The organism is Allobosea sp. P2_B12 (assembly GCF_056404835.1).
In genome coordinates this window covers 950,050-971,209 of record NZ_JBFUDG010000001.1, presented here as the reverse complement: position 1 = coordinate 971,209, position 21,160 = coordinate 950,050, and the positions used below count along the sequence as shown (strand labels likewise).

The 21,160-nt window shown below is 64.6% G+C and carries 16 protein-coding genes; 6 read left to right on the top strand and 10 right to left on the bottom strand.

Annotated elements, in window-relative coordinates:
• Positions 1-55: 55 nt before the first annotated feature.
• Together AC1DYU_RS04680 and AC1DYU_RS04675 are read left to right on the top strand one after the other, a co-directional pair.
• A complete protein-coding gene (locus AC1DYU_RS04680; protein WP_476790608.1) occupies positions 56-3,781 on the top strand; it encodes a vitamin B12-dependent ribonucleotide reductase in 3,726 nt (1,241 codons plus the stop codon).
• Between the two features lie 180 nt (positions 3,782-3,961).
• The gene (locus tag AC1DYU_RS04675) at positions 3,962-5,950 is read left to right on the top strand and encodes an ATP-binding protein (RefSeq protein WP_476790607.1); all 1,989 of its coding nucleotides are present in this window, start codon (positions 3,962-3,964) and stop codon (positions 5,948-5,950) included.
• A 96-nt stretch (positions 5,951-6,046) separates the two neighbouring features.
• On the opposite strand, the gene AC1DYU_RS04670 is transcribed toward AC1DYU_RS04675, so the two are convergent.
• Complete coding sequence (locus AC1DYU_RS04670; RefSeq protein ID WP_476790606.1) at positions 6,047-6,913, bottom strand: LysR substrate-binding domain-containing protein; 867 nt, start codon at positions 6,911-6,913, stop codon at positions 6,047-6,049.
• Positions 6,914-7,105: 192 nt separating this feature from the next.
• On the opposite strand from AC1DYU_RS04670, the gene AC1DYU_RS04665 reads away from it, so the two are divergent.
• Genes AC1DYU_RS04665 through AC1DYU_RS04655 form a run of 3 tightly spaced genes read left to right on the top strand, consistent with a single transcriptional unit; the run spans position 7,106 to position 10,100 of the window.
• Positions 7,106-7,705 (top strand): glutathione S-transferase family protein, encoded by a 600-nt coding sequence (locus AC1DYU_RS04665; RefSeq protein WP_476790605.1) that lies wholly within the window; start codon positions 7,106-7,108, stop codon positions 7,703-7,705.
• The gene (gene pcaB / locus AC1DYU_RS04660; RefSeq protein ID WP_476790604.1) at positions 7,702-9,072 is read left to right on the top strand and encodes a 3-carboxy-cis,cis-muconate cycloisomerase; all 1,371 of its coding nucleotides are present in this window, start codon (positions 7,702-7,704) and stop codon (positions 9,070-9,072) included. The genes AC1DYU_RS04665 and pcaB overlap by 4 nt, the downstream gene beginning before the upstream one ends.
• 44 nt (positions 9,073-9,116) lie before the next feature.
• Positions 9,117-10,100, top strand: coding sequence for a tripartite tricarboxylate transporter substrate-binding protein (locus AC1DYU_RS04655; RefSeq protein ID WP_476790603.1), 984 nt, complete (start codon positions 9,117-9,119; stop codon positions 10,098-10,100).
• Positions 10,101-10,106: 6 nt separating this feature from the next.
• On the opposite strand, the gene rsgA is transcribed toward AC1DYU_RS04655, so the two are convergent.
• Positions 10,107-11,120, bottom strand: a complete 1,014-nt coding sequence (gene rsgA, locus AC1DYU_RS04650) for a ribosome small subunit-dependent GTPase A (protein ID WP_476790602.1) — start codon at positions 11,118-11,120, stop codon at positions 10,107-10,109.
• Positions 11,121-11,349: 229 nt separating this feature from the next.
• Here rsgA and hydA point away from each other — a divergent pair, with 229 nt between their 5' ends.
• Positions 11,350-12,831 carry a dihydropyrimidinase gene (hydA, locus tag AC1DYU_RS04645; protein WP_476790601.1) on the top strand — a complete coding sequence of 494 codons (1,482 nt, stop codon included), beginning with the start codon at positions 11,350-11,352 and terminating at the stop codon, positions 12,829-12,831.
• A gap of 164 nt (positions 12,832-12,995) precedes the next feature.
• Here hydA and AC1DYU_RS04640 read toward each other — a convergent pair whose 3' ends face one another.
• The 8 genes from AC1DYU_RS04640 to AC1DYU_RS04605 form a co-directional block, all read right to left on the bottom strand.
• Entirely contained in the window at positions 12,996-15,626 is a 2,631-nt protein-coding gene (locus tag AC1DYU_RS04640) for an AAA family ATPase (protein ID WP_476790600.1), read from the bottom strand.
• Positions 15,623-16,747: a metallophosphoesterase family protein gene (locus AC1DYU_RS04635; RefSeq protein WP_476790599.1), complete on the bottom strand. Its 1,125-nt coding sequence runs from the start codon at positions 16,745-16,747 to the stop codon at positions 15,623-15,625. Before AC1DYU_RS04635 ends, AC1DYU_RS04640 begins: the two co-directional genes overlap by 4 nt.
• Before the next feature lie 141 nt (positions 16,748-16,888).
• Positions 16,889-17,389, bottom strand: coding sequence for a hypothetical protein (locus tag AC1DYU_RS04630; RefSeq protein WP_476790598.1), 501 nt, complete (start codon positions 17,387-17,389; stop codon positions 16,889-16,891).
• The gene (locus tag AC1DYU_RS04625; protein ID WP_158486404.1) at positions 17,346-17,534 is read right to left on the bottom strand and encodes a hypothetical protein; all 189 of its coding nucleotides are present in this window, start codon (positions 17,532-17,534) and stop codon (positions 17,346-17,348) included. Before AC1DYU_RS04625 ends, AC1DYU_RS04630 begins: the two co-directional genes overlap by 44 nt.
• 119 nt (positions 17,535-17,653) lie before the next feature.
• Positions 17,654-18,823 (bottom strand): glutathionylspermidine synthase family protein, encoded by a 1,170-nt coding sequence (locus tag AC1DYU_RS04620; RefSeq protein WP_476790597.1) that lies wholly within the window; start codon positions 18,821-18,823, stop codon positions 17,654-17,656.
• 1 nt (position 18,824) lies between these two features.
• The gene (locus AC1DYU_RS04615) at positions 18,825-19,448 is read right to left on the bottom strand and encodes a DUF1190 domain-containing protein (protein ID WP_158486406.1); all 624 of its coding nucleotides are present in this window, start codon (positions 19,446-19,448) and stop codon (positions 18,825-18,827) included.
• Between the two features lie 12 nt (positions 19,449-19,460).
• The gene (locus AC1DYU_RS04610) at positions 19,461-19,862 is read right to left on the bottom strand and encodes a DUF350 domain-containing protein (RefSeq protein WP_158486407.1); all 402 of its coding nucleotides are present in this window, start codon (positions 19,860-19,862) and stop codon (positions 19,461-19,463) included.
• 810 nt (positions 19,863-20,672) lie between these two features.
• Positions 20,673-21,071: a hypothetical protein gene (locus tag AC1DYU_RS04605; RefSeq protein ID WP_476790596.1), complete on the bottom strand. Its 399-nt coding sequence runs from the start codon at positions 21,069-21,071 to the stop codon at positions 20,673-20,675.
• Between the last annotated feature and the right edge of the window lie 89 nt (positions 21,072-21,160).

The following is a 21,160-nucleotide window of genomic DNA, read 5'->3' as shown; positions in this document are numbered from 1 at the left end:
AACCGGCCGCGCGCGGCGTATTTACGCCCACGGCAGATTTTAAGGGACGACGATCATGCGCATCGAGCGCCGCTATACCTCGGCCGGCCAGTCGCCTTACGCCGCGATTCCCTTCCGATCCGCCGTCAGCGAGATTCGCAATCCCGACGGCTCGATCGTGTTCCGCCTGGAAGGCATCGAGGTGCCCGATTCCTGGTCGCAGGTCGCCAGCGACGTGCTCGCGCAGAAGTATTTCCGCAAGGCCGGCGTCCCCGCCGCGCTGAAGAAGGTCGAGGAGAACGACGTTCCCTCCTTCCTCTGGCGCGCGGTGCCCGATGAGGCTGCTCTCGCCAAGCTTCCCGAAAAGGAGCGTTACGGCTCCGAGATCTCCTCCAAGCAGGTCTTCGACCGGCTCGCCGGCTGCTGGACCTATTGGGGCTGGAAGGGCGGCTACTTCACCTCCGAGGAGGACGCGCAGGCTTTCCATGACGAGCTGCGCTTCATGCTCGCCACCCAGCGCGTCGCGCCGAATTCGCCGCAATGGTTCAACACCGGCCTGCACTGGGCCTATGGCATCGACGGCCCGAGCCAGGGCCATTTCTACGTCGACTTCAAGACCGGCAAGCTCACCAAGTCGAAGTCGAGCTATGAGCATCCGCAGCCCCATGCCTGCTTCATCCAGGGCGTGCAGGACGACCTCGTCAACGAGGGCGGCATCATGGACCTCTGGGTCCGCGAAGCCCGCCTGTTCAAATACGGCTCCGGCACCGGCTCGAACTTCTCGCTGCTGCGTGGCGAGGGCGAGAAGCTCGCCGGCGGCGGCCGCTCGTCTGGCCTGATGTCCTTCCTCAAGATCGGCGACCGTGCGGCCGGCGCCATCAAGTCGGGCGGCACGACGCGCCGCGCCGCCAAGATGGTCGTGGTCGATGTCGACCACCCCGATATCGAGACCTATATCGACTGGAAGGTGAAGGAGGAGCAGAAGGTCGCGGCCCTCGTCACCGGCTCCAAGACCGTCCAGAAGCACATGAAGGCCGTGCTCAAGGCCTGCGTGAACTGCGAGGGCGAAGGCGATGCCTGCTTCGATCCGGAGAAGAACCCGGCGCTGAAGCGTGAGGTCAAGCTCGCCCGCAAGGCGATGGTGCCCGACAGCTACATCAAGCGCGTGATGCAGTTCGCCAAACAGGGCTACACCGACATCAAGTTCGACATCTACGACACGGATTGGGATTCGGAAGCCTATCTCACCGTCTCCGGCCAGAATTCGAACAACTCGGTCTCGCTGACCGACGATTTTTTGCGCGCGGTGGAGACCGATGGCGACTGGAACCTGACCGGCCGCACCACCGGCAAGGTGATGAAGACGCTCAAGGCCCGCGACCTCTGGGAGAAGATCGGCTTCGCCGCCTGGGCCTCGGCCGATCCGGGCCTGCACTTCAACACCACGATGAACGACTGGCACACCTGCAAGGCGTCGGGCCGCATCCGCGCGTCCAATCCCTGCTCGGAGTACATGTTCCTCGACGACACCGCCTGCAATCTGGCCTCGGCCAACCTGCTGCAGTTCTACGATACGCAGACCAAGGCCTTCGACGTCGCCGCTTACGAGCATCTCTGCCGGCTCTGGACCGTCGTGCTCGAAATCTCGGTGACGATGGCGCAGTTTCCCTCAAAAGAAATCGCCGAGCTCTCCTATGAGTACCGCACGCTCGGCCTCGGCTACGCCAATATCGGCGGCCTGCTGATGACCATGGGCCTCGGCTACGACTCCGACGAGGGCCGCGCCCTTGCCGGCGCCCTGACCGCGATCATGACCGGCGTCTCCTATGCGACCTCGGCCGAGATGGCGGGCGAGCTTGGCCCCTTCCCCGGTTACAAGAAGAACGCCGCGCACATGCTGCGCGTCATCCGCAACCACCGCACTGCCGCCCATGGCATGGCCTCGGGCTATGAAGGCCTCGAGGTTACGCCGGTCCCGCTCGACCATGGCACGCTCGCTCGGCTCGGCGGCTCCTCGACGCTGATGTCCGAGCGCGCCCGCATCGCCTGGGACAATGCTCTGGCGCTGGGCGAGAAGCATGGCTACCGCAACGCCCAGGCGACCGTGATCGCGCCGACCGGCACGATCGGCCTCGTGATGGATTGCGACACCACCGGCATCGAGCCCGATTTCGCGCTGGTCAAGTTCAAGAAGCTCGCCGGCGGCGGCTACTGGAAGATCATCAACCGCGCCGTGCCCGACGCGCTGCGGGCGCTCGGCTACCGCGAGCACGAGATCGCCGAGATCGAGGCCTATGCCGTCGGCCATGGCACGCTCGCGCAGTCGCCCGGCATCAACCACTCGTCGCTGCGGGCGCGCGGCTTTAGCCAGGACAAGATCGACGCGATCGAGAAGGACCTTAAGGCCGCCTTCGACATCAAGTTCGTCTTCAACAAATGGACGCTGGGCGAGGATTTCCTCGTCAACACGCTGAAGGTCCCGGCCGAGAAGCTCAATGATGCGAGCTTCGAGGTGCTGCCCTTCCTCGGCTTCTCGAAGATCGAGATCGAGGCCGCCAACGTCCATGTCTGCGGCGCGATGACGCTGGAAGGCGCCCCGCACCTGAAGACCGAGCACTACAACGTCTTCGACTGCGCCAACCCTTGCGGCCGCATCGGCAAGCGCTACCTCTCGGTCGAGAGCCATATCCGCATGATGGCGGCGGCCCAGCCCTTCATCTCGGGCGCGATCTCCAAGACCATCAACATGCCCAACGACGCCACCGTCGAGGACTGCAAGAGCGCCTATATGCTCTCCTGGAAGCTGGCGCTGAAGGCCAATGCGCTCTACCGCGACGGCTCGAAGCTCTCCCAGCCGCTGAACTCGGCCCTTATCGCCGACGAGGACGACGAGGAGGATGCAGTCGAGGCGCATTACCAGCAGCCGATGGCGGCCCGCACGACGCAGCTCACCGAGAAGATCGTCGAGCGCATCGTCGAGAAGGTCATCCGCGAGCGCGAGAAGATGCCCAACCGCCGCACCGGCTACATCCAGAAGGCGGTCGTCGGCGGCCACAAGGTCTATGTCCACACCGGCGAATATTCGGACGGGCGCCTCGGCGAGATCTTCATCGACATGCACAAGGAGGGCGCCGCCTTCCGCGCGATGATGAACAACTTCGCCATCGCGGTGTCGCTCGGCCTGCAATATGGCGTGCCGCTGGAGGAGTATGTCGAGGCCTTCACCTTCACGCGCTTCGAGCCCTCGGGCTTCGTGCAGGGCAACCAGTCGATCAAGAACGCCACCTCGATCCTCGACTATGTCTTCCGCGAGCTGGCGATCTCCTATCTCGGCCGGCACGACCTCGCCCATATCGATCCCAGCGAAATCGGCCATGACGTGATCGGCGGCGGCGTCGGCCAGGACAAGGCCCCCGAGACGGTCACGCCGATCACCACGAGTCCGCTGGCTTCGACCGGCTTCCGCAGGGGCAAGCCGATGAACTTCCACGCCATCCAGGGCGGCGGCGGTTTCGCCACCGGCACCGAGACGGTGGCGCGCGGCGGCGCGACGGTGACCTCGCTGATCACCACCAGCCCGGCCGCGCTCAAGGAAGAGCCGGAAGCCTATGGCGAAGCCGAAATGGCCAAGCTCGGCTTCGCAGCCCCGGCCGCCCAGCCCTCGGCCTCGGAGCTGCGCGCCGAGGCGATCATGAAAGGCTATGTCGGCGACAGCTGCGGCGAATGCGGCAACTTCACGCTGGTCCGGAATGGGACGTGCCTGAAGTGCAATACGTGTGGCAGCACAACTGGGTGTTCGTGAGGCGCGACAATCGTAAACAGCGAAGCGCTCATACTGAAAAAAGAACAGGCCTCAGCCCACGGCTGAGGCTATTACCAAAAACAATTAGTGAAATAGGCGCCCTCTACATTTAGACGTTTAAACGACTAGTGAATAAATTATCAGATAAAATTGTAATATTTACAAACTTAGTATGGGTCGATGGATAAGATGCCAATCCAAATTGAGTTCGTAAAGTCTCATCTGTCAATTGGATTTTTGCCGACCGCAACTCTGCCTGATTTTACCCTGATTACAGGCAAGAATGGTTCTGGCAAGAGTCATCTCCTGCAGGCGATCAACGTCGGATCAATTAAGGCCGACTGCGCGCCAAATCAGAGCCCAAACAATCAGTCAGAAATTAGACTTTTTGACTGGTCGAATCTGATACCGCAAGATACTGGATTATTCTCATCTGAAATTATAAAAAACGAAAGACAAAATATTTATCAACAGATTCAAAATATCCGTCACAACGCGGCCTTCATAGAGCCTATAAAGGCTACGGCCCGCGCGCTTGGAATTGAAGAAAGTCTCATCAGAGATACGGCAAAGCTTGTAAATTTGGATGTAAGCGATCTCGATTCTCATTTTCGTGATCTAGGTCGCGCGCAGATCGCGTATGAACAGCTCGCATCAGCGATAAAATCGTCTGAACGCTTAGCCTTCAATCACCACGATGAACAGACCCGTCGAGTCTTTACCGAAATGGTCGAGATGACAGGCAAAAGCTTATTTTCGCTCGGCGACGGAGATGTATTTAATACAACAATTCCAACATGGGGTTTCAATAATTTATTCCAGCAATCATTCGCTCGCCTGTTCGTGGCTTACCGCGACATTTATCTAGAAAACAGACTTGCGCAATTACAATCCAGCGAAGGCGAACAGATTGACTTTCTAGAATCAGCTGGGTTCGTTGAAAAATACGGTCCGGCGCCTTGGGATTTCGTCAATACATCACTAGCCAGTGCGGGGCTAGATTTCGAAATAAACGAGCCCCACTTGCTAGGGTATACCCCATATGAGCCCAAATTAACTAAACGGTCGAGCGGCGCGCAAATCGCATTCCAGAATCTTTCATCGGGAGAGAAAATCCTGATGTCATTCGCTTTCTGCGTCTACTATGCCCAAGATCGCCGCCAGATTTCTATGTATCCTAAAGTTATTTTGCTGGACGAGGTAGACGCTCCGCTGCACCCCTCAATGTCGCGCGGTTTAATTGAAGTCATTAAGAATACGTTGGTCGGGGAGTTTGGCATCAAAGTCATCGCCACCACGCACTCTCCTTCGACCGTTGCCATGGCAGACGACAGCGCGATTTTTGTTATGCATCCGAATGGCGTTGGTTTGATCAAGGCTAATAAAGCGTCTGCTTTGAACGCACTCACCGAAGGCGTACCAACACTTTCTGTTAGCTATAGCGGGAGGCGTCAGGTATTTGTGGAGAGTCCTTCTGATGCACAAAACTACAGCGATCTTTACCGCGTATTGAAATCGCGCCTCGGGTCAGAATGTTCGCTCGAATTCATTGCGACCGGAGCTCGATCAATGGCGGGTCAAGAGACCAACACTGGCTGTGACGCAGTTAAACGTTTAGTTGGCGATTTGGCGCGATCCGGCAACACAAGTGTTTTTGGACTTCTGGATTGGGATCAAAAACATCAGCCTTCGGACCGAATATTTGTTCTCGCACATGATAAGCGTGACGGTCTTGAAAATGTCCTCCTAGACCCGTTGCTTCTAGCCGCTCTGATATGTCACCGATTCGGCAATTTGAAAAGCTCGATCGGAATTGACTATAATGTCAGCTACTTAGATTTTTTTACACTACCCGCGCCTGATCTGCAAAAAATTGCTACACGGGTTTGCGAAATTGTATTTGACTCTCCTGCATCGGAGACATTTGAGGCCGTGTATCTCGGCGGATTAAGACTGAAAATTGATTCTCGCTATAAAAGTATGGATGATCACGCACTTGAATCTGAAGTTCTCCGCGCATTTCCAGCCTTCAACAGCATTGCGAGGCAGGGGAAGCCGGGGCTTCTCATGGAATGCATTGTGACTACGATTCTGCTGGATCAAAAAGATTTCACCCCTATTGAAGCATTCGATGTCCTTAAATCTATGCTAGAGCATCCAGCTCATTGAGGCGTCCTCATGACAGTGGGCCATTGGGGATATGGGGCCCTTGTACGAGGAACTCGCTGGAACGCTCAGCGGCATCACTGGTAGGGCGAGAGCGGGTCAGCTCTTGCAAAGCACGACGAAATTGCGGAGGGCGGCGCCGACACGCTTGTCCCGCCTGACGGCCAGCAAGGTCGCGACTTCGCTGATCTCGCGGGGCAAGGTGTGGACCCGGAGGCTGTCGGCATAGTGGGAGCCCGCGATGACGGCACGGGGCAGCAAGGTGATGCCCATGCCCGCCGCGACACAGCCCAGCAATCCATCGAGCGTGCCGAGTTCCATCCGGTTGAAGGCAGGCAGGCCGATGCTGGCCAGCACATGCTCCAGGCGCTGACGATAGGAACAGCCGATGCGAAACATCAGCGCAGTCAAGCCATCGGACGCGGAATGGCGCAGGGCCTCCAGCGTCTCGATGGCCGGGTCCGTCACGAGGACGAGTTCCTCGGTGAAGGCCGTGACGACATCGAGGTCCGGATGGTCGATCGGGCCCGCGACGAAGGCGCCGTCCAGCCTTCGGGCGACGACCTCATCGACCAGATGCGCAGTGGGTCCGGTCACAAGCGTGAACTTCACCTCCGGGCAATCGCGATGAAACCGCGCGAGCAGGGCCGGCAGGCGCACGGCGGCCGTCGTCTCCATCGATCCGATCTTCAATGCGCCGCGGATCGCGCCGTCGTCCCGCGCGGCCTCCTTGGCCTCGCGCAACAGGACGATCATGTTCTGGGCATAGGGCAGCAAGCGCTCCCCGGCCTCCGTGAGCATCATGCCGCGACTTTGACGGTCGAATAAAGCGAGGCCGATCTCCTCCTCGAGCTTCTTGATGCGCGTCGTCACGTTGGACGGGACCGTGTTCAGCTCGCGGCCCGCGGCGGTGATCCGCTGGCCCCTGGCCACTTCAAGAAAAGTCCGAAGATCGACGATGTCCATGCAAGGCATTCTGTTCAAGAGAATGGAACGTTCAGATTAATTCAGTTCTGCAGAACACCAGACCCTTTTACAGTGACGCGTCTTGCTGGGGAAGGGATGGCGCTCACGATGGTTCTCACCTGCTCGCTCGATATCCAGCAGCCAGTCGTGCTCGCGCGCCGGGCGGCCTGATCGGCCCGAATGGATCACCGCATGCAGCTTTTCTTCAACAAGACCTCGCCTTACGCCAGGAAGGCGCGCGTCGCGGTCTTCGAGCTCGCGCTGGAGCAGCAGATCAGCTTCGTCGAGGTCGATCCATGGGCGGAGCCCGCGGAGTTGGTGAACGTCTCGCCTCTGTCCAAGGTCCCAGCCCTGCTGCTTGCCGATGGTGGGCTCGTGACCGAAAGCGACACGATCCTGCAGGTTCTGGAAACCTTGGCGGCGAACGGCCAATTGCTGCCAGCCGCTCCCGCTCAGCGGCGCGACGCTCTCGCCCGCGCTGCGCTCTGCCAGGGGCTGATCGATGCGAGCTTCATCACCGTGATCGAGGCGCGCCGGCCGGAGCCGCAGCGCTGGCCCGACTGGGTGATGCGGCAAGAACGGGCGATCGCGCGCACCCTGTCGTTCATCGACCGCGAGTTCAGGCTGGTGCCGGGGCGTTTCGATGCCGGTGACATCAGCCTGGCCTGCGCCCTCGCCTATCTCGATTTCCGCCTCGCCCACATCCTATGGCGCGAGCTGCATCCGCGTCTTGCGCGGTGGCTCGACGACGTCTCGACCCGACCATCCATGATCGCGACACGGCCCGCATGACGTTCAGCTCCGCAACACCCTTCGCCAGCCGGCACCTTGCCGATCTCTTCAGCACGCCCGCCATGCGCGCGATCTTCGACGAGCGGCGGACGCTGCAGGCGATGCTCGACGTCGAGGTGGCGCTGGCCCGAGTCCAGGCGCGTGCAGGCCTGATCCCGGCCGAGGCGGCCGACGCCATCGCAAAGGCGGCCGATGCCGGTGCGCTCGATCTCGACGAACTGGCCGCAGGCACGCTTCGGGCGGGGCTTCCCATCGTCAATCTCGTCGAGCAGTTCATCCGGTTCACGGGACCGGCCTATGGCGAGTTCGTCCATTGGGGCGCGACCAGCCAGGACATCATGGACACAGCTCTCGTCCTGCAACTCCGTGATGCCCTGGCGCTGGTCGAGCAGGACCTCGACCAGCTGGCGCAGGCCGTGGCCGGGCTCGCCCGCCGCGAGCGCGACACGGCCATGGTCGGCCGTACCAAGCTCCAGCACGCGCTGCCGATCACGTTCGGCTTCAAGGCCGCGGTCTGGCTGTCCGGCCTGATGCGCCATCGCCAGCGCCTGGCCGAGCTCAAGCCGCGCCTGCTGCAGGTGCAGTTCGCTGGCGCTGTCGGCACCCACGCCGCGCTTGGCGCCGATGGCCCTAGGATCTGCCAGGCCCTGGCTGAAGAACTCGGGCTGGCCCGGCCGCTCATCGCCTGGCACGCCGTCCGCGACACGCTGGCGGAAGCCATGACCGTCCTCGGCCTGGTGTCGACCAGCCTCAGCAAGATTGCCGGCGACATCGCGCTGATGGCGCAGACCGAGGTGGGCGAGGCCCTGGAGCCGGGCGGTCCGGGTCAGGGCGCCTCCAGCACGATGCCGCACAAGCGCAACCCGATCACCTGCGAAAGGATCCTGAGCAGCGGCCTCGCCTTGCGTCGTCTCGTGGGCGCGTTCCTGGATGCCTCCATCCACGATCATGAGCGTGCAACCGGTCCCTGGCAGGCCGAATGGCTTCTGCTGCCGGAAGCCTTCCTGTTGATCTCCGGCTCGCTGAAGGCCTGCCTGACCCTATGCTCCGGTCTAAAGCTCCAGCCCGACGCGATGCGGGCCAATCTCGACCGGACGCAGGGGCTGATCGCTGCCGAGCAGGTGATGATGACGCTCGCGCCGCTTATGGGCCGGCATCATGCTCACGACCTCGTCGGCGAGGCATGTCGGAGCGCGGTTTCCTCTCACTCCTCGCTGGCCTCGGCGCTGGCGCGCGACCCTGCCGTCACGAACCTCCTTACCCCCGAGCAGATTGAATTCGCCGCCGATCCGGGCCGCTACACCGGGCTGGCGGGCGAAGAAGTCGACCGCGTCCTGCTCGCCTGGTCGCAAGCATCTCACAGCTGATTCCGCCGAGCTTCGACCATCGTTCAACAGGGAAGGCCGAGATCATGAAGCGTGTTTTGACGACGTGTCTGATAATCGCCGCAGCGCAGGCATTCGTCTCTTCAGGCAATGCCCAGACCCCCTATCCGAACCGCCCGATCAGTCTGGTGGTTCCCTTCGCGGCAGGCGGTCCGAACGACGTCATGAGCCGCATCGTGTCCGAGCATATGTCTCGCACGCTTGGGCAGCCCATCATCATCGAGAACGTCGCCGGTGCGGGCGGCACGACGGGATCGGGCCGCGTCGCCCAGGCGCAGCCCGATGGCTACACCCTCGTCAGCGGCCATGTCGGCACCCATGCCGCAGCTCCGGCGCTCTATCCAAACCTCCGCTACGACCCCGTGAAGGACTTTACGCCGGTGAGTGTGGTCGCGGAAACGCCCATCGTGATTGCGGCGAAGCGTGACTTCCCGGCGTCGTCTCTCCAGGGTTTTGTCGATATTGCCAGGCAACGCGGCGCGGCGCTCACGCTGGGCCATGCGGGCGTTGGCTCGATCAGCCACATCAGCTGCCTGCTGCTCATGTCGACCTTGAATCTGAAGCCGACCGAACTGCCCTATCGCGGCTCCGCGCCCGCCATGACCGATCTCGTCGCGGGCCAATACGACGTCACCTGCGCTCTGCTCGTCGATGCCCTGCCATTCATCAGCGGCGATCACCTGCGGTTCCTCGCCGTCTCCGCGTCCGCGCGCGTGCCTCAGCTCCCGGCGACGCCGACGGCCGCCGAAGCCAACCTCCCGCAATTCGTCGCCTCCAGCTGGTTCGCCTTCTATCTGCCGCGCTCGACGCCAGCCGATATCCGGGATCGGCTGGCCAGTGCCGTCAATGCCGCCCTCAACGATTCGACCGTACGGACCAGGTTGGAAGCAGCAGGGCTCATTCTCCCCACCCCGGATCAGCGCGGCCCCGATGCACTGGCAAGACGGATGGCCGACGAAATCAGCAAGTGGAAAGACATCATCACGAAAGCCAACGTTCAGTTGAACTAGGCTCCTCTACCGCCGCTTCCCCCTCGCCCCTCTCGCCTCCGGCGTCTTGGCCTTGTTTTCCGCATCGAGCTTGCGCCAGCGCGCCAGCCGCTCGGGGTCGATGCGGCCCTGTTTGACCGCCTCCTGCACGGCGCAGCCGGGCTCGTGCTCATGGCTGCAGTCGCGGAAGCGGCAAAGATGCGTGAGCTCGCTGATCTCGGCGAAGAGCGTCTCCAACCCCGAGGCCGCATCGCTGACATGAAGCGTGCGCATGCCCGGCGTGTCGATCACCCAGCCGCCGCCGGCGATCGCATGCAGCGAGCGCGAGGTCGTGGTGTGGCGGCCCTTGTCGTCGCGGGCGCGGATGCCGCCGGTCTCCTGCTGTTCGCCGTCGTCGGTGCCGGCCAGCGCATTGACCAGCGTCGACTTGCCGACGCCCGACGAGCCGACGAGCGCGACGGTCCGCCCCGCGCCGCACCAGCGCGCAAGACTTGAGGCGACATCCGCGCCGCGCGGATTCACGATCTCGACGCTCAGGCCCCGCTGCAGCGCCGCCGCCTGCGCGCGATAGCTCTCGACGTCATCGACGAGATCAGCCTTGGTCAGCAGGATCACCGGCTCGGCGCCGCTCTCATTGGCCAGCGCCAGATAGCGCTCCAGCCGCGCCACGTTGAAATCGGCATTGCAGGAGGTGACGATGAACAGCGTGTCGATATTGGCGCCGGCGAGTTGCGGTGTCTTGCTGCCCTCGACGCGCCGCGCCAGCACGGTGCGGCGGTCCAGCAGGCGGCGCAGCAGATGCGTGCCGGGTTCGACCAGAACCCAGTCGCCGACGGTATAGTCGCCGGTGTTGGTATGCACCGGCAGCTCCAGCCGGATCGGCCCATGCTGCGTCATTGCGCTCATCCGGGCGCGGTGCACGGTGCCGATGCGGGCCGGCACCAGCCCGGCCTCGTCGGGCTCGCATTGCTGAGCGAAGAAATCCGACCAGCCCAGCGCGGCCAGCGAAAGCGTAGCGTCGTCGCGCTCGGTTGCGGTCACAAGCAAAGCTCGTCGTGCTGCGTCATCATGCCCAGCGATAGAGCGGGGTTCGGCCGCGCTGGCAAGCGCGCGATTGCGCACCAGCCCCTATAAGCCCCGCGAATACCCGGCGCGAACAGATCATAGCCCCCTGCGCCGGCGACGGCTCGCCGCGAGCTGGAGGTTTGCTATGGTCGCGCCACATGGCCTTGCGCCACGCCCCATCCGCCACGCCCGCCCGGAGAACGCCATGACCACGCAACCCTATGATCTGGTCATCCGCGGCGGCACAGTCGGGACGTCCTCGGGCAGCTTCACCGCCGATGTCGCGATCTCAGGCGGCACCATCGCGGCGATCGGCTCCGGCCTCGGCCGGGCTGAGCGCGAGATCGACGCCACCGGCAAATTCGTGCTGCCGGGCGGCATCGACACCCACGCCCATGTCGAGCAGGTCTCGGCCGGCGGCCTGCTCAACGCCGACAGCTTCGAGAGCGCCACGACCTCGGCGGCCTTCGGCGGCAACACAACGCTGGTGTCGTTCGCCGCCCAGCATCGCGGCCTCGATCTGCGAGAGGTCGTCGACGACTATGCGGCGCTGGCCAGGCGCGGGGCGCTGATCGACTACGCCTTCCACATGATCGTCGCCAATCCGGACCGGAAAACGATCGAGGAGGACCTGCCGGCGCTGATCAGGGAGGGCCACTCCTCGATCAAGGTCTTCATGACCTATGACCTGATCAAGGTCGACGACGAACCGCTGCTCGACCTGATGCTGACGGCGCGCGAGCACAAGGCGCTGATCTGCGTCCATGCCGAGAACCACGGCATGATCTCCTGGATGGGCAAGAAGCTGGTCGAGCGCGGCTACACCGCGCCAAAATTCCATTCGATCAGCCATCCGCGCGGCTCGGAATCGGAGGCCTTCACAAGGCTGATCACGCAAGCCGCGCTGATCGACCAGCCGATCATGATCTTCCACGTCTCGACCGCCGAGGGCGCCGCCGTGATCCGGCAGGCGCGCGGTCAGGGCCTCAAGGTCTTCGCCGAGACCTGCCCGCAATATCTCTTCCTGACCAAGGCCGACCTCGACAAGCCGGGCATGGAGGGCGCGAAATGGATGTGCTCGCCGCCGCCGCGCGAGGCGTCAGACCAGGACGCGCTCTGGCAGGCGCTGGCGCTGGGCGACATCCAGACGATCTCGTCGGACCACGCGCCCTATCGCTTCGACGAGACCGGCAAGCTCTCGGCCGGGCCCAACGCCAACTTCAAGCAGATCGCCAACGGGCTGCCCGGCCTGGAGACCCGCCTGCCCCTGCTCTTCGACGCGCTGGTCTCGAAGGGCCGGCCGGAATTCGCGGGGCGCGGGCTGGAGGCCTTCGTCGATTTGACCGCGACGGCGCCAGCCAAGATCTACAACCTGCCCGGCAAGGGCGCGATCCAACCGGGCTACGACGCCGACATCGCGATCTGGGACCCAACACGCGAGGTCACGATCACCGACGAGGCCATGCACGACCTGACCGGCTTCACGCCCTTCGCCGGCTACAAGGTTACGGGATGGCCCGAGACGGTGATCCGGCGCGGCGAGGTCGTCGTCGGCGACGGCGCGCTTCACGCCAAGCCCGGCTCCGGCCGCTGGCTGTCCCGCACCGGCGGCCCGGCCGCCGAGCCGACCGGCAAGCTCGCGCTGGAAATGGACCCGTCACGGAATTTCGGCGCGACGATTTTGTGAGCCTCTTCGCTGGTCCTCGGAAACACTCCGTCATCCTGGACAAGCTGCGAAGCAGCGCAGCTCCGGGATCCATCGTAGGGTACGACATCGCCCTATGATGGATCCCGGTCGTCGCGTCGCTCCGTCCAGGATGACGGCGAGGGTCGAACGCTGACCATCGAAGCTCACGCCTCCGGCATCCACGGTACCATCCGCAGGATGGTGCCTCCGAGTTGCGCAAAGGCGCGCTGGCGGCAGGAGAAGACGATGATCTGCTGGTCGCTGGCCTGCCGGTGCAGCGCGTCGAACATGCGCTCGATCCGGTCGTCGTCGGAATAGACCAGCGCATCGTCGAGGATGACCGGCGCCGGCTGGCCGTCCTTCGCCAGAAGCCGCGCGAAGGCGAGCCGCGTCAGCACGGCAAGCTGCTCGCGCATGCCGCCGCTGAGCACGCCGACAGGCTCCTCCAGCCCGTTGCGGCTGACCGTGCGGGGCAGCAGCGTCTCCTCGTCGAAGGTCACCGTGGCATCCTCGAAGAGCAGGCCGAGCAGGGGCCGCAACTCGCCCATCACCGGCGCGAAATAATGGTCGCGCGCCTCGGCCCGGGCCGCCTCCAGCGCGTCGCGCAGGCGGGTGAGCAGCGCGACCTCACGCTCCAGCCCGGCGAGCCGCTTCTGCGCCGCCGCCAGCTTGTCGCTCGCCTCCTGCCAGGCCTCCTCGATCGCGTCATTGGACCGCGCGCCGATCAAAGCATTCAGGCCTGCCGCTTCCTCGCGCATCGTCGCGATTTCGGCAGCGGCGGCATCGACCACTGAGCGCATTCGCCGGAATTTTGCCTCGGCACCAGCCAGATCGGTCGCGCCGGCGCGCAATGTCTCGACCTGCGCCTGCGCCGCAGAGAAGACCGCATCCGCCTCGGCCAGCGCCGCCGCAAGCTGCATGTCCAGCACTTGACGCCCCTCCTCCGCTCCGAGCATGGCGGCCAATCCGGCAAGCTCGGAGGCCACGCTCGCCAGAGCCCGCTCGGTCGAAACGACCAGGACACCGGCAGCGTCGCGGGCGGATTGCGCCTCGCGCTGGGCGTTGCGCGAGGCGGTGACGCGCGCTTCCGCCATTGCCAGCGCGCCGCGCACCGCCTCGGGATCGCCCTTGACCTCGACCGAGCCGGCGCTTTGGGACTCCAACCGTGCAATCGTCTCCCGTAGGGCTGCAAGCCCATCCGGCGCGAGCAGGGCAAGCCGCTGCTGAGCCAGACCCAACCGTCCGGTCAGATCACGAATGGCGCTCTCGCGCTGGCGCGCTTCCGCCAGGCTGCCGACGCCGAGCGTGGCGAGCAACGCCCTGCATCGCGCCTCGGCCTGAGCCAGTTCGTCATGCCCGTCCCGGCCATGCGGCAAAGTCAGCGTCAACCGCCCGACACCCTCGATCTCCAGCCCGGCACTGCGCGTCAGGGAGCGTTCCTCGCCATCGCCCAGCGCCACGCCGTCGAGCCCGATCGCACCCGTCACGCCGGCGCGATAATCGACCCGCAGCAGCGGCAAGCGGGCCGCGACCACAGCCCGCAGCCCGACAAGTTCGGTTTCGATCGCCTCCAATTGCTTCACTGCTGTCGCCGGCAGTGCGATCGCCTTCATCTCGGCTTGAATCGCCTCGACCTCCGCCCGTCCCGCTTCGGCCTTCGCATGTGCTTCCTGCAGGCCGGACAGATGCTCGGCCGCATCGCGCGCCCGCAACGCCTTTTCGAGCCGCGTCAACAACTCGCGGGCCTCGCGCTCCCCGCTTTCGGCCGCTTCGACGGCCGCAACCGCAGCCTGCCCGGCCTCGCTCGCATCGCGCTGACGGGCCAGCGCCTCGTCGCGCTTGCGCCTGCCGTCGGCATCGAGATCGCGCAGCACGGCAAAACGCGCCAGATTCTGGCGATGGCTGTCCAGGGCCTGGCGCGCCGCATCGAGGTGGTTTCGTGCCAGCGCCGCCTCGACCTCGGCCGTCTTCAGCGCCTCGCCATGCGCCCTCGCCGATGCCAGCGCCGCCTCGGCCTGCGTCACCTCGCGCAGGCGCGTCGCCTGCTGCTCGGGATTTTCCAGCTCGGCCAGCCGGGCGCGCAAGGACCGGCGCTTGTCCAGCGCCTCGCGCAATTCGCGGACTTCAGCTGAAAGCCGCCTCTCGGTCTCGACGAGCCCGTCGCGCTCCTCGGCCGCCTGCGCATAGGGGCCGCCGGCCTTCGGCCGCCCGGTGGCCGTGACGAGCCGCGACAGTTCCTCCTCGCAATGGGCGACGGCCTGCGCCATCCGGCGCCCGCCGGTGAGCGACTCGACCTCGCCCTGCACCGAGGTCAGCACGGATTCGCGCGCCCGCTTCTCGCCCTCCTCGTCGCTCTTCGCCCGGCGCTCGATGCCGGTGATGCCCTGGCGCACCCAGAGCAGCCCGGCCGGGCCGGTGGTGCCGCCCTGGACGAGGTTTGCGATGAAGCGCTCGGCCTCGTCGGCCTGCGCTACGAGGCGCCCGGAGCCGAGCTCGCGCACCATCGCGCGCCGGCCGCCATAGAACTGCTTGGTCAGCCGGAAAGCCCCCTGCCCGGTCAGGATATCGGCCTCGACCAGCGGGTTGCCGCCGCTATAGGGCCGCAGGCCCTGCACCGCGCCCGGCGTGCCGCTATGCGGCTGGAAGAACAAGGCGTGCAGCGCATCGAAGCAGGTCGATTTGCCGAATTCATTGACCGCGCAGAGCACATTGACGCCGTCGCCGATGCCCTCGACGGCGACGCCGCGCCCGGCGAAACGCCGGACATTGTGCAGCCGCAGCGCCGTCAGCTTCATGACGGCATGCTTTCGCAATAGGAGAACAGCCTGACCAGCGCGTCGCGCGCGGCCTGGCGCTCGCCGGCGGCGCGGCTTTCATCGAGGCTCTCGGCAAGCAGCCTATCGGCGGCGTGGCGCAGCGCACCGGCCCGGTCGATGGCGTCGAGATCCTCGCTCTCGCAATCGGTCGCTAGGCCTTCAGTCTCCAGCACGAGATGGGCAAATTCGGGCGTAACCGCCGCGACGGCTGCATCGAGCCCGGCGCGCGCCTGCGGTCGCAGCCGCCCCGTGGCGACAACGCGCAGCAGGCTTTGCCGGCGCAGGCTCCCCGATGGCAGCCGCTCCGCCAGAACGGCTGCCGCATCGTCGCCGGAGAGCAGATCCAGCGGCAGGGTGCGCCAGTCGAAGCTGCCGGTCTCGACCGGAACCACCTCCGGCTCGGCGCCGGGACCGGCGAGCGAAACCAGCAGCGCCCTGCCTGGCTCGTCATGCTTGAAACGGTCGGGCTCCGGCGCGCCGCTATACCAGCTTCGGGCATTGACCCGCATCTGGCCGTGCCAGTCGCCCAGCGCGAGATAATCTAGCCCCGAGCGCGCGGCCCGATCGGGCGCGATGACGTCGAGCCCGATCCCGTCCTCCGTGAAGCTCTGGATCGCGCCATGGGCGAGCCCGATGCGCAGCGCGCCTTCCGGCGTCGCGGCCCGGTCCATCCAGTCGGTCAGGTCGCGACCGGGGCGACGCGTCGTGCAAGGCGCCGGCAGGAGCATGATTCCGGGCTCCAGCTCGATCGGTTCGGGCTCCGTTGCAAGCAGAAGATTAGCCGGCAAGGCAGCGCGTGCCGCCGCCCATAATTCGTCCGCCAGCAGCGAGTCATGATTGCCGGGCAGGATGATCCAGCGCAGCGGCGCATGGCCGGCCATGGCGGCGAGCGCCTGGCGCAGCATGGCGGGGCTCGGCGTCTCCGTATCGAAGCAGTCGCCGGCCAGCAGGATGGTGCCCGCCCCGCCAGCCCGCGCCTGCGCCGCCAGCCGGTCGAGCACGGTATGGCGCGCATCGCGCAAGCGGCCGCGCAATTCCTCCGGCATCGAGCCGAAGCGCTTGCCGATATGCAGGTCGGAGGAGTGGATAAAACGGAACATGGCGCCTCGTGCCGAGTCGGATCGAAATCCGCATCCTCTTCATCAGCACAGCGCGGGCTGTTCGCCAAGGCGGACGCCGGTTCGACGGCACCTCCGGCAGCGCCCGGCATGATCATGACAGCGAGGATTGTCCCGGAGGGATCAGGACCAGGCAAAAAGCGGAGTCGGCGTGGCCGTGCCCAATTCGGAGTTGAAGCCTCTCCGATCCTCCAGCCATGCCAGAGCCTGCTCCTTGGTCGCGAATGCTCGGCGGCGCTGGTCGAGGCCGTCGAGCCAGGCAATGACCCAGGCCGCCGGCGGGCGAGCCACGGACCGCTTCAGATCATTCACCAGATCCTCGTGCTCCTTGAGCGGCTCCAAGGCTTCGATCGCGCGCAGGAGCAAAGCTGCATGAGCGTCCGGGCCTGCCTCGGTAACGGATGCTTTTTCCAGCACGGCGTTTTGCATGAGATCTTGTCCGCCAAGATCAATCGTATCTGCCTGTACTTTGGCCAGCCAGGTTGAGAGCCAACCCGACATCCCGCCGCCAACCAGGGGCTCAAGCTTGCCCTTGTCGATGCCATCTGCCCTGCGGATATCGACAGCTTCGTCGGGATGATCACCTCGGCCTGGCAATAAGATAAGCCGCGACCGCGAGTTCAAGAGCGGCTCGTTCTCGGCCCAATGAGGATTTCTCGGCAGCGCCTTCCAGAAAGCGCAGGCGCGTAATCGCTTCGCGAAACTCGCGCGCCGTGGAGATCTCGACGACGGGATTTCGAAGGGCCTCGACTTGGTTCTTTTGGTCCATGGCACGCCTCCACCGAGATATTACGCCCGCTCAAAGCGAGGCAAAATATCAAATGATGGAGGCCGTCCGCTCCGGGCTCGCCCCGTCGGGATGTCCTTGCAAAGTGCAATCTGCCAGGATCACGCCTCGATGTAATGCGGCACGAAGCGCGAGGTGTTCTTGGTGATCGGCGAGGCGTCCTCGCGGATGCAGAGCCCGCAGGCCTGAGAGGCGACGAGCCAGGAGCCGAGCACAGCATATTGGCCGGCCGATCCGAACAGGTTCTGCGCGGCATCCTGCAGGATGAAGCCTTCGGCGCCATAGGGACCGTCATCGCTGTCGACCACGGTGCCGCGTTCCAGCAGGGTGATGTTGGCGCCTTCGCGCGAATAGAGCGGCTTGCGGACATGGCGCGGCGACAGACTGGCGCAGCGCGGATCGCCCTCGAAGAAGGCCGGCAGCAGGTTCGGGTGGCCGGATTCCATCTCCCAGAGAAAAGCGAGCAGGCCCTTGTTGGAGAGAATCGCCTTCCAGGGCGGTTCGATGAACTGGCAGCGGGAGGTGGCAAGGTTCTTGGCGTAGTTTTCGCGGAACAGCCATTCCCAGGGATAGAGCTTGAACAGCGTCTCGATCGGCTGGTTGGCGCCGTCGCAGAAGCGCCCGTCCGAGAGCAGGCCGATCTCCTCGATGAAGCTGAAACGGGCGTCGAGCCCGGCCTGCACGGCGCAGTCCATCAGGTAGTCGACCGTGCCCTTGTCCTCGTTGCTGTTCTGGACGCAGGTCAGGTGAAGCCGGTAGGGCGAGGGCTCGCGCAGATTGCCGAATGCCGCGATCAGCCGCTCATGCAGCGAATTGAACTGGTCGCATTCCGGCGGCAGCGCGCCGCGCGCCATCGCCTGTTCGAGCCAGTCCCATTGCACGACGCTCGATTCGAACAGACCGGTCGGGGTGTCGGCGTTGTATTCCAGCAGCTTGGCCGGCCCCTTCCCGTCATAGGCGAGGTCGAGCCGGCCATAGAGATTGCGGTCGCCGCGCTGCCAGCTTTCGCGGATGAAGTCCCATTGCGCCGCCGGGATCGCGAGCCGTGTCAGGATCTCGTCATTGCCGATCGCCTTCTCGATGAAGGCGAAGCAGAGCTGCTCGATCGCGTCGGTCGGCGCTTCGATGTCGCGCTCGATCTGCTCCAGCGTGAAGGCATAGGCTGCGCTCTCGTCCCAATAGGTTTCGCCGTCGATGGTGTGGAAGGCGAAGCCGAGGCGCTCGACCTGGTCCTGCCAGTCGGGACGCGGGGGAAAGGTGACGCGGCGCATCTCAGGACGACGAGGAGGACGAGAAGGAGTGCGAGGTCGAGCCGAAGCCGCCGCGCGAGGTCGTGCTGGTGGTGCTGACGCCGCTGACGGTGCCGCTGCGCGCCACCAGGGCTGCGCCGGAGGTCGTCGAATAGGCGCGCGACGAAGAGCTGCCACGGCCACCATAGCCGCCGGAGCTGCCGCTGCTGCTCGAGGATGAGGAGCGGGCCTGCTGGCATTCCTGTGCCTGGCTGCCGGGCGGGCAGGCCTGCTGCGTCGGCGGCAGCAGCGGTTGCGCCGCGCCACCGCCCTGGCTCAGGCTGCGCGCCAGCATGATGCCGGCCAGCGCGGGCACGACGACCGCCGCCCCGTTCCAGACCGCGCTGCGGCAGGAGCCCGCGCCATATTCGGTCTCGCAGGCGCTGGTGCTGGTGAATTTCTTGGCGTCGCGCAGATGGTTGGCCGAGGCCTCGTTGAAGCGCTGCTCGCATTGGGTGGCCGAGAGCTGGCCTGCGGCGCGGCATTCGGCGAGGCTGTTATAGACGAGGCTCTCTTGCTGTTGCGTGTCGTCGCCGGAATTCGCCCATATCGTCGCGACCAGCACGACGCCCGCCGCTGCCAGGCCAATCTGGGTCGAGCGCTTCATCGCCGCCTCCCCTCAGGCCGTCATGCTGGCTGCGGCCAGCGTGCCGGAAATCACGGCAATGACGGCCAGCATCGCCGCCGAAGGCAGGCGATCCTCCTCGATCTTGCGCGACAGCTCGGGGATCAGGATGCGCGCCAGCCCATAAGCGCCGAACTGGATGATCATCGCGGCAAGCGCCCACAACACCAGATCGGGGATGCTGCTGGCCTGTGCGATCGCCTTCTCCAGGGGAATCGAGAAGCCGGTGACATTGCCGCCGAGCGCGACGGCGGCAGACAGATTGCCGCCGCGGATCAGGGCAATCTCGTCATGCGCCGTGAGGCGAAGATAGACCGCCGCGAAACAGGCGATCAGCGCGACGCCCAGCGCGAAATAGAGCAGGAATGCGGGCAGCCCCGCCATCGAGATCGCCATCGGCCGGCCCTCGGTCTCAGTGAAGTATCATCCAATGAGACCATCGCCGTAACGATAGGTCAACGCATCCGTCGAATGCATGACGACGCCTTTGTCCGCCTGCGCTTTCGCGAGGCGGCCGTTGACGAGGGGCAGCGGAGCGCCGCGAGGCGCGAGGGTGTCAGTCCGCAACCATTGAGCCAGGTCGCGGCGCGGATGGATTGAGCCACCATCCGCACGCCCCGTGGCGCTCCGCTCATCGACGATTTCGGACTCCGGGCCGCGCTTATAGGGAGAGGCTTGGCCTGCCTTGCCGTCCTGCGGCCTCAACGCCCCATGGGGTGCGCCACACCGCGGTGTCGGACCTGACCGCTTCCGCCGTCCCGTCCAGCGAGCTCCTCGCACAGGGACCGTAGTGTCCCCAGGGCGGTGCCCCGAAGCCTCCCGAGTCTGGCTTGTAAGACCAGCCGCAGGCGCCGCCCCCATCCCCACCAACGGCTTGCCTTCCGGATGGCTGCCCCTCGGGGATGAGGTGGGGGCAGGATAAAGGGAGGTGTGGAGGGCGGGGATAAGATTTTGCGAGGATAGCGTGGGGAACCCTCTCCCGCAGGGAGAGGGCAGGGTGAGGGGTCGGCCCTTTGACGCTGTGGCCGTCACCTCACCGCAGCGGCGGCTGGGGCTTGCGCCTCGATGGTCCAGGGGCCGACACCTCACCCCTGCCCCTCTCCTTACAGGAGAGGGGTTCCCCGCGCGTCCCGCGCCCTTTGCCGTCATGGTCGGGCCTGTCGCGACCATGTTGGCAAAGGGCAGATTCCGGCTCGATGCGGTTACTCAGCGTTCCGGAGATTGACCGCGCATCTCGTCGACAGATTGGTATGCCGTTTCCCAGCCGACAATGCGTCGCCCATGCAAGAGCATGCCGGCGGGAAATACCAGCACAAGTCCAGCCGAGTTGGGCGTAAAGCTCCAACCCTGATTGACGCCTAGCCCAAGGCTTTCGAGGTACGGCGCAGCGTTTTCACGAGCGCCGGAGCAGAAGTGCTCGAGGTGCAGAACGCCTTTGTCATCGATGAACTGTTCACCGCATTCAATCCAAACGCGGAGTAGGTGATAGGCGGCGCGGAGTATCGGATCGCTAGGCTCACCATTGCTCTCTCGCGCAATGGTGTCCATCTCCGGCTTAGCCATCGACATTTCGAAGCGTCGTCTGCCTGTCGAGTTCGTGATCATTGGGCGCCGTTCTGATCGTGGGCTCAACTATTATCATCCGCTCTCGACCCACAGCAGCCCAAATCCCACCTCTCCAGGCCGCGCCTCGC

What these genes read in the sequence shown, in the direction of transcription:
- AC1DYU_RS04655 (WP_476790603.1), top strand. Translation starts at nt 9,117, where the DNA reads ATGAAGCGTGTTTTGACGACGTGTCTGATAATCGCCGCAGCGCAGGCA.
- AC1DYU_RS04615 (WP_158486406.1), bottom strand. Translation starts at nt 19,448, where the DNA reads ATGAAGCGCTCGACCCAGATTGGCCTGGCAGCGGCGGGCGTCGTGCTG.
- pcaB (WP_476790604.1), top strand. Translation starts at nt 7,702, where the DNA reads ATGACGTTCAGCTCCGCAACACCCTTCGCCAGCCGGCACCTTGCCGAT.
- AC1DYU_RS04625 (WP_158486404.1), bottom strand. Translation starts at nt 17,534, where the DNA reads ATGGACCAAAAGAACCAAGTCGAGGCCCTTCGAAATCCCGTCGTCGAG.
- AC1DYU_RS04610 (WP_158486407.1), bottom strand. Translation starts at nt 19,862, where the DNA reads ATGGCGATCTCGATGGCGGGGCTGCCCGCATTCCTGCTCTATTTCGCG.
- AC1DYU_RS04635 (WP_476790599.1), bottom strand. Translation starts at nt 16,747, where the DNA reads ATGTTCCGTTTTATCCACTCCTCCGACCTGCATATCGGCAAGCGCTTC.
- AC1DYU_RS04680 (WP_476790608.1), top strand. Translation starts at nt 56, where the DNA reads ATGCGCATCGAGCGCCGCTATACCTCGGCCGGCCAGTCGCCTTACGCC.
- AC1DYU_RS04605 (WP_476790596.1), bottom strand. Translation starts at nt 21,071, where the DNA reads ATGATCACGAACTCGACAGGCAGACGACGCTTCGAAATGTCGATGGCT.
- AC1DYU_RS04620 (WP_476790597.1), bottom strand. Translation starts at nt 18,823, where the DNA reads ATGCGCCGCGTCACCTTTCCCCCGCGTCCCGACTGGCAGGACCAGGTC.
- AC1DYU_RS04640 (WP_476790600.1), bottom strand. Translation starts at nt 15,626, where the DNA reads ATGAAGCTGACGGCGCTGCGGCTGCACAATGTCCGGCGTTTCGCCGGG.
- AC1DYU_RS04665 (WP_476790605.1), top strand. Translation starts at nt 7,106, where the DNA reads ATGCAGCTTTTCTTCAACAAGACCTCGCCTTACGCCAGGAAGGCGCGC.
- AC1DYU_RS04675 (WP_476790607.1), top strand. Translation starts at nt 3,962, where the DNA reads ATGGATAAGATGCCAATCCAAATTGAGTTCGTAAAGTCTCATCTGTCA.
- AC1DYU_RS04670 (WP_476790606.1), bottom strand. Translation starts at nt 6,913, where the DNA reads ATGGACATCGTCGATCTTCGGACTTTTCTTGAAGTGGCCAGGGGCCAG.
- hydA (WP_476790601.1), top strand. Translation starts at nt 11,350, where the DNA reads ATGACCACGCAACCCTATGATCTGGTCATCCGCGGCGGCACAGTCGGG.